At 38.1% G+C, this 8,190-nt stretch carries 6 protein-coding genes; 4 read left to right on the forward strand and 2 right to left on the reverse strand.

Features of this window, described 5'->3' with window-relative positions:
- Positions 1-881 precede the first annotated feature (881 nt).
- The 3 genes from D5R40_RS28005 to D5R40_RS28015 all read left to right on the forward strand — a co-directional run bounded on the left by D5R40_RS28005 (position 882) and on the right by D5R40_RS28015 (position 4,653).
- On the forward strand, positions 882-1,931 hold the full coding sequence (locus D5R40_RS28005) for a threonine aldolase family protein (RefSeq protein ID WP_124155526.1): 1,050 nt from the start codon (positions 882-884) through the stop codon (positions 1,929-1,931).
- A gap of 264 nt (positions 1,932-2,195) precedes the next feature.
- The gene (locus tag D5R40_RS28010) at positions 2,196-2,834 is read left to right on the forward strand and encodes a PEP-CTERM sorting domain-containing protein (RefSeq protein WP_124155527.1); all 639 of its coding nucleotides are present in this window, start codon (positions 2,196-2,198) and stop codon (positions 2,832-2,834) included.
- A 100-nt stretch (positions 2,835-2,934) separates the two neighbouring features.
- Positions 2,935-4,653 carry an NAD(P)/FAD-dependent oxidoreductase gene (locus D5R40_RS28015; RefSeq protein WP_124155528.1) on the forward strand — a complete coding sequence of 573 codons (1,719 nt, stop codon included), beginning with the start codon at positions 2,935-2,937 and terminating at the stop codon, positions 4,651-4,653.
- A gap of 697 nt (positions 4,654-5,350) precedes the next feature.
- Here D5R40_RS28015 and D5R40_RS28020 read toward each other — a convergent pair.
- Both D5R40_RS28020 and D5R40_RS28025 read right to left on the reverse strand, forming a co-directional pair.
- Positions 5,351-6,739 (reverse strand): WD40 repeat domain-containing protein, encoded by a 1,389-nt coding sequence (locus tag D5R40_RS28020; RefSeq protein WP_124147631.1) that lies wholly within the window; start codon positions 6,737-6,739, stop codon positions 5,351-5,353.
- 188 nt (positions 6,740-6,927) lie between these two features.
- Entirely contained in the window at positions 6,928-7,437 is a 510-nt protein-coding gene (locus D5R40_RS28025) for a ferric reductase-like transmembrane domain-containing protein (protein ID WP_124147632.1), read from the reverse strand.
- Between the two features lie 274 nt (positions 7,438-7,711).
- On the opposite strand from D5R40_RS28025, the gene D5R40_RS41535 reads away from it, so the two are divergent.
- Positions 7,712-7,834, forward strand: coding sequence for a hypothetical protein (locus D5R40_RS41535; RefSeq protein ID WP_275670435.1), 123 nt, complete (start codon positions 7,712-7,714; stop codon positions 7,832-7,834).
- The last annotated feature ends 356 nt before the right edge of the window (positions 7,835-8,190 follow it).

Here is an 8,190-nt window from a genome sequence, read left to right on the forward strand (position 1 = left end):
GAGCAAGAAAAAAACTTAAATTTCCTGTAGATATCCACGCTAACTTTTACACAAACCATACCAACGGACATGATATTAGAAGTTATTTTTGTTACAGGGATGTGTGAGCAACCCTCCAAAAATATTTCGCTAATCAAGGCGGGGTTTTAGACCCAATTATTTTGATAAATAATTTTTACTTTTGCCTATTTTTGTTTCTATTGAATATATTTTTGGACTAATTTGTATCTTGATCTTTTATATCAGCTTTTTCCCGCTCAAAGATAAATAAAACTAATAAATATATTCAGGTTATTTGATATTTTTTGAGTGCTGTTTTGATTGTAGATTATTTTACTTACCTCCAAATTTTGAAAGCTAGTAATAGTTGAGGTTTATTTCTTAACTATTTTGTATAGTATCATTCTTTTTTCTAATTATCAATATACTAAGAAGATGTTTTTTCTTAGTTGTGTCAAGATTTGATAACAAATTGAATTAGCTATAATTTTATATGAAAAGTTTTTTTTTGTGTGTAATTTTTACTATATATAATTAATAATAACCATTATACCTCTCCGATAATTAATCTCAGACCCTTGTCATACCTGGACAAAAACTTAGTTTCCGGAGATGTCTATTGATAAACAGTAATTAATATTTGGTGCTGCGTTATTCAGGTAAATATAGACTCTACGAGGGTGTAAGTTCCACTATCTTAGTCACTGAAAAACTCCTTTGTACCTACTGATATCATGTAGGGGCGCAATTGCGAAGTCCATGCCGTCAGGCTATATGGCCATCTGCTCCGACGACTCCTGACTCCTGTGAAATCATACATTTATTTAGCAACGCCAATTTTTTTAGTCCTTTAGCAAAATCAAGTTAACAATATGGGAAATATGAACTTTTGTAGTGATAATGTGACTGAGGTATGTCCAGAAATTATGGCTGCTGTGATAGCTGCTAATGAAGGGTCTGCAATGCCTTATGGTGCAGATGAATATACTCAACGCTTAGAAGCTAAATTATCAAAATTATTTGAAGCTCCTGTGATAATTTTCCCTGTTGCTACGGGTTCCGCTGCTAATGCTCTTGCTTTATCAGCGATCGCTCCTCCTTATGGAGCTATTTATTGTCATGCTGAATCTCATATTAATGTAGATGAATGTGGTGCTCCAGAATTTTATACGGGTGGTGCGAAATTGGTGACGCTTGGTGGTACAGATGCTCAAATTAATCCTTCTGACTTAGCTACAGCATTAGAAAAAGCTGGTATTGGTATAGTGCATCATGTTCAACCAGCAGCAGTTAGTATTACTCAAGCAACGGAAGCAGGAACAGTTTATTTACCAGAAGATATAGCTGAAATAGCAAAATTAACTCACGATCGCAATCTGTATCTACATATGGATGGAGCGCGTTTTGCTAATGCTGTTGTTAGTTTGGGTTGTGCGCCAGCAGATATAACTTGGCGAGCAGGGGTGGATGTATTGTGTTTTGGAGCCACTAAAAATGGAGCGATGGCAGCGGAGGCAGTAGTCTTTTTTAATCAAGAATTAGCAAAAACATTTGGCTACCGTCGCAAACGCAGTGGTCACTTATTCTCAAAAATGCGATATTTGTCAGCTCAGTTAGAAGCTTATATTACTGATGATTTATGGTTGAAAAATGCTAGCAATGCTAATCAGATGGCTACAAAATTAGCGCAAGGTTTGGTCAAGTTTCCTTTGGTCAGGTTATGTCATCCAGTGGAGGCAAATGAAATTTTTGTAGAAATTCCTGAGTCTGTGGTTACTGGTTTGAGAGCGGATGGTTTTCAGTTTTATGTTTGGCAGGAGGCAACTTTCCCTATAATTAGAGTTGTAACTGCTTTTAATACTAGGGATGAAGATGTAGATGCTTTTTTGGAAAGTGTTCAATCTCATTCTGCAGTTAATGTGATGGAATAGACATTTCCGCATATCTTCTATATTACTCCCAAATGTAGTTTCTGGTGCCACTATACGATCTATCTTTATCAAAACTTTATAATCATTCTTAGCATAGCTATACACCTCAAAGCTTGATCTAGTAATTAATTCCACTAATTTTAACTACTAAAAACACCATCGGAATAATTAAAGATTCTGTAAAGTAGAGCATAAGAGGGTTGTAGGAATTTGGGGGGGGAAGTTAAGTTAATGTTGTAGGCAATAAATATTCCCAAGAAATCAATGACTAACAATAATATCAATACTTTCACAAAATTTGCAGTTGCTACTTCTGGCGTTGTGTTTGGTTTAGCAGCATTAGAAGTACCTGCAAAAGCTGCGGTTTTCAATCTGGGTTCCCTTTCCAATGATGGAACATCACTTGTTCAAGCAGGTGCTGATGCTGGTAGTGGCAATTTAGACTTTTTCAACTTCACCCTTGACGACGATATTGACAATATCAATGATTGGTTGAATATTGCAACTAACACACTTAACAATGATGATACTGATATTGGACTCTATGACGCAAATGGTTTCAAAGTAGCAGAAGATGACGATGGCGGTCCTCTTTTCGATTCTGAACTTTCCTTTGGTGATGCCGATCCTTTAGCCGCACCAGACACAACACCAGGAGTAGATGGAACCCTCTTAGCTGGCGACTATACTTTAGTCGTATCTGGTTGGAATGCTAATTTTACAACTAACATTGATGATATAGTTGCTGGTGCTAACGATTTACCTACTTCTTATACATTGACAATCACTAACTTCGATGACGATATTCAATCAACTCCAGAACCAACAGGTATTTTAGGTTTCCTAGCTATGGGTACTTTTGGCTGGCTATCACGTCTCAAGCGTAAACTCAAGGGAGAATAATATAACTGTCTCCAACAAAAGTAATTCAGAGATAGACAACCAGGGGCAAAACTCTGGTTCTCTGATTTAATTAGATTATTTATAGCCCTATTTTATAAAGATGAATACCCAACTGCAAGAAAACCATTACGATGTAGCCATTGTTGGCGGAGGTCCTGCGGGTAGCACTGCTGGTACTTTTTTAAGAAAATATAATCCTAACCTGCGAGTCTTAATTCTTGAAAAAGAAAAATTTCCCCGCGATCATGTCGGAGAGAGTCAACTGCCAGCTATTAGCGATATTCTGGTGGAAATGGGTTGTTGGGATAAAGTAGAAGCTGCTAATTTCCCCATTAAAATTGGTGCAACCTATCGTTGGGGTAAAAGTTCAGAACTTTGGGATTTTGATTTTGTCTCTCCCTCTGAATTTAAAAATGAACCCCGTCCTGCTCAATATCGAGGACAACGTATCCTTACTGCTTTTCAGGTTGACCGTGCTATTTATGATGATATTCTCCTGCGTCACGCAGAACAATTGGGTTGCCAAGTGCAAGAAGAAACTGCTGTAGCAAAAGTAGATGTTGAAGGCGATCGAATTAATGTTCTACGTTTGAATAATGGGCAAGAAATCACAGCTCGTTATTATATTGATGCTTCTGGACATATTGGAGTCTTAAGACGTGCTTTAGGTATCAAAAGTGATATTCCCACAAAACTACAAAATATTGCCATCTGGGATTACTGGACTAACGCAGAGTGGGCTGACACAATAGGTGTGGGAGGGACTCGGGTTCAGGTGATGAGTCTTGCTCATGGCTGGATTTGGTTTATTCCCCTCGGACCAACTCGTACCAGTATTGGATTTATTTGTCCGGCGGAACATTACAAAAAACTGAAAAAACGACCAGAGGAAATCTATCAAGAAGCACTCCAGAGTGAACCTCGAATTGGTGAACTGATCGCTAATGCTACTAGCAGAGGTAACATTGAAACTACAAAAGACTGGTCTTTCCTTTCTCAGCGAATGGTAGGAGAAAACTGGTTTATGGCTGGAGAAGCGGCAGGATTTGCAGACCCTATTCTTGCTGCGGGAATGACTTTAACTCATGTGAGTGCAAGGGAAGCAGCATACACAATTTTAGAATTGGAACGAGGTAAAAGTAATCCTACTTGGCTAAAAACCCATTACGAGGATAACCAACGAAGACGCATTCAACAACATATTCGTTTTGCTGACTATTGGTATGCAGCTAATGGTCAGTTTACTGATTTACAAAAGCACTGTAAAGAGATTGCTAAAGATGCAGGATTACGTTTAAGTCCAGAAGAAGCTTTTCGCTGGTTAGCTCAAGGTGGTTTTACCAACGATAATCTACAAGAAACTGCTATTGGTGGATTCGACCTCGCTTCGATGAAGCACGTCTTACAACGCTTTGCTAAGAAAAAATCTGCTTGGGAAATTAGTGGCTACAATGTCTTTCAACTTGATTTAAAAGGTGCAAAAGAAGAATATCTACCTCTCTATGTTCAAGGTCATATTGCTCAAGTGAAGTGTTACCTCAGAGGGGAACATCAACTACCTATTACAGGAATTTACGGGGTGATTTTCCGTGTTCTTAACCGTGCTTCAGAAATGGATCTGATTGTTAAGCTATTGAAGGAAGCTTTTAGTGTCAATGTTCCACCAGAGCATATTCCTTTAGCAATGGATCAAGCGATTCAATGTTTGGAGGTAATGGTTAGTGAAGGTTGGGTAAAAGCACAAGTTAACCGGAAAAAGACTAAGTTACAAATCTCTATTCCCGATGAAGGTAAATTAATCCATACTCACCATGGGTAATATTATTTCAGGTTGAAAAGTTATCAATAAACGACGGAGGAGTCAGGAGTCAGGAGTCAGGAGTCAGGAGAGAGGAGAGAATGAAGAAAGAACAGGAGAAGGAGAAAGTTTTTTCATCACTAATTAGGCTTGCTGAATAAATATCAAAGCATTGACTGATATTGGTTGTAGCATTTTTTAGTATAAAAAAGTGCGCCTGTTTTCAGCTCAAAAAGCTCATGCATGCTAGTATTTTGGGACGATTATGGCAGAAAAATCAAGGGACAAAACGCCCGCTCCTACCTCTTCTAAATTCCCATTTCTCCCCTCCTGGGAGGGGTTGGGGGTGGGTTGTCTCCTGTCTTCCCCTCCCAGGATGGGAAATAATTGATATATCTAGTGTGAGAATTGATTTGATTTTGGATTTTTACCAGATGTCTAATGATAGTTAGTTAACTTTTTAGGTAGTCCTGTAGATGTAGTGATTTATTGTCAAGGTAGGCAACATCTCATCTGGCAAGAGAAAATATATCTAATTCAATCGTTTTAGAGGAATAGTATTTGCTTGCCCACTTAATTTTTTTAAGAAGATCACTACTTGTACACCACTACCACTTTTTAATTTCTTCTTTCATATTTTGAAGAACACAACGTCTTTGTGTCCAGAAAAGTTTCTAGTTCCTCAATAATTTCAAATAAAGTTCAAAAAACTGCTCATCTATAACCAACCAGACCAAGGACTAACTTCAAGTACACCTGTTGGAGTCATCACTACTCGGAATAAAGCAACAGACTTCTGCTCGGTAATTTCAGATTTAGCAGTATTGAATAACTTGGGTAAAGGCGTTTGCTCTGCATACTTATTAGCAGGTTCATTCATAGTTTCTAATTTGGCGATCGCTCCATCAACATTAACTGTTATGCAAAAAACTAAATCTTCGTACCATACTGGTGTTTTTTCCCAACTTTGGTCAATTTTGTCATACAATTTTTGATTTAACTCTTCTAACTTAGCTCTATTAGTAATCTCTGAGGCAACAACTTCTACCACAGCAGATGAGGCAGTTGTATTCTGTAACTGTTTATTACTCAAAGCAGACATAGACCAAAGTTTAATTGTGCTATCGGCACCCCCACTGGCAAGAGTTTGTCCATCAGGGCTAAAATTTACAGACCAAACAGGTTTAGCATGACCTTTAAATGTTTCTAGTATTTCTTCTGTATCTACGTTCCACAGATGAATTTTTCTGTCGTAACTACTACTAGCAAGAGTCTGACTATCAGGACTAAAAGCAACAGATAAAACTGCTTTGTCATGTCCGTCTAGAGTGCATAGAAGTTGACCAGTTTCTACCTGCCATAACTTAACTTTTTGGTCTTGACTCCCACTAGCAAGGATTTTGCCATCGGGACTAAAAGCGATCGCCCAAACTGTGTTTTTATGTGCTGCTAATGAGTGGAGTTGTTTACCTGTATTCACTTGCCAAGTTTTGATTTGACCATTTTTACTCCCACTAGCAAGCATTTCTCCATCTGGACTAAAAGCTAAAGATTTGATGGAGCTGGAATGTTTAAAATTCCTCTCAACAGATCCAGTTTTAAGGTTCCAAATTTTGATTGTGCCATCATAACTTCCGCTAGCAAGAGTCTGACCATCAACGCTAATAGCTATAGCTTTCACATCATCGGTATGACCTTCGAGAGTTTGAATGAGTTTGCCATTGGCAAGATGCCAAAGTTTGATACGGTTATCCCAACTACCACTGGCGAGGACTTTTCCATCTGAACTAATGGCAAGAGATTCGATCGCATCTTTGTGAGCATCTATGGTATTCAGCAACTGACCATTGCTGAAGTTCCAAATTTTAATTGTACCATCATAACCGCTGCTGGCCATAGTTTTGCCATCTGGACTGATAGCAACTGCATATACCCATCCTTTGTGTCCGGAAAGAGTAAGGGAGGGTAGAGTTATTTTTTCTGGTTCCTGAGTCAAGTTTGTAGTTGATGTTGAAAGCGATCGCCACAACCATAACCCACCAAGATTTGTCACAGTAGTTGCTGCTATTATTGTGGCATATTGACGGAACTGTTGTGGGGTTAGCATAGATTTTAATTGTGAGATTTCTTAATTGGGAAAAGTTGATGATTAATTTTGACTTTTGGTCACTCTAATTTTTGGCTTTTATTTTTGCTATAGCAAATAACAAGTTGCTTAGAACTTATGCTGATGATGAATCTCAAACAGGGAAATGTTTTCCCCCCTGTTCCCTGTTCCCTATTCCCTGTTCCCTGCTATGATTTTTTATTGCGCTCTATCAGTTTTCTAGCAATAAATAAAATTGTGGTGCCAGTAATTCCGATTACTCCTAATGGGGTGATATGACTCCAATGACCCCACATTGTATATATGACGTGCCAGACTAAAATAAACATGGCAAAATATGTCAATTGATGTAATTTCTTCCAATTTTTCTTCATTTTTTTGATGCTCCAATCATTAGAAGTGATTGTTAGGAGTGTGAAAATAATTAAAGTCACTATTCCTGTTCCATATATCGAATATGTTTGGGAATCAAAAACATCAAAGTTTCTTTTGCTAAGTAGCAAAACTCCATGACCAAGAGCAAATAAAAAAGCAATTACACCTATTTGACGACGATATTTCAATAAAAATTTAGGAAGTTCTGTTTTTTTGGTTGCGGGAAAAACAATTCTCAAAATTGTTGGTAGTAAAGTGAGGATATAGCATATTAATCCGAATAAACCTAAGTAGTTAGCAAGTGGTGCTGTATCTAATATCATGTTCGGTAGAATATTTATAAATAAACGACGGAGGAGTCAGGAGATGGAAGAAGGAGTCAGGAGACAGGAGACAGGAGACAGGAGATGGAATAAGGAAGAGGAAGAACAGTAGAAGAAGGAGAAAGTTTTTTGATCACGCTCTCGGACCGGACATAATTAGGACTTATGCAGTACAACGTATTTTCGTCCGCAGCGACCGACAGGGTTTGCGCAGCAGTCAGGAACGGATAGCAATCTCAAATCCTAGTTTTTCGTAGCTCATGCGTAAGTCGTGTTGAAGAAGGAGACAGGAGACAGGAGACAGGAGACAGGAGGAAAATTACATGGGGATTCGCTCCCCCAAGTAATTTTGAACACCCCCGTTGACGGTGGGGTATTAAACCCACAAAGAAAATGATAATATAACATAGTATCTCCTGATTTTTTTAGTACCTGGTATCATATTTTCATAAATTTGTCAAAATACTATGTGTCAAAGTAAAACCTCATTCATTTTGAGATATGGAGTTTGCCAAAAACTATAGGACTTACAAAGTACAAGGTCTTTTCGTCATTGCAACCCATAGGAAAGCAATCTCAAATCCCTGTTTTTCGTGCCTCATGGGTAAGTCCTGAACTATAAAATTGCAAAGCTTTTATAGTAGTAGGAAGAAGGTATTGATAACTGAAATGATATCAAATCCGGGGGAATTGGACTTGAAGAAGGAGACAGGAGACAGGAGACAGGAGACAGGAGGAAAATTACATGGGGAT

It is taken from the genome of Okeania hirsuta (assembly GCF_003838195.1).
GTDB lineage: Bacteria > Cyanobacteriota > Cyanobacteriia > Cyanobacteriales > Microcoleaceae > Okeania > Okeania hirsuta.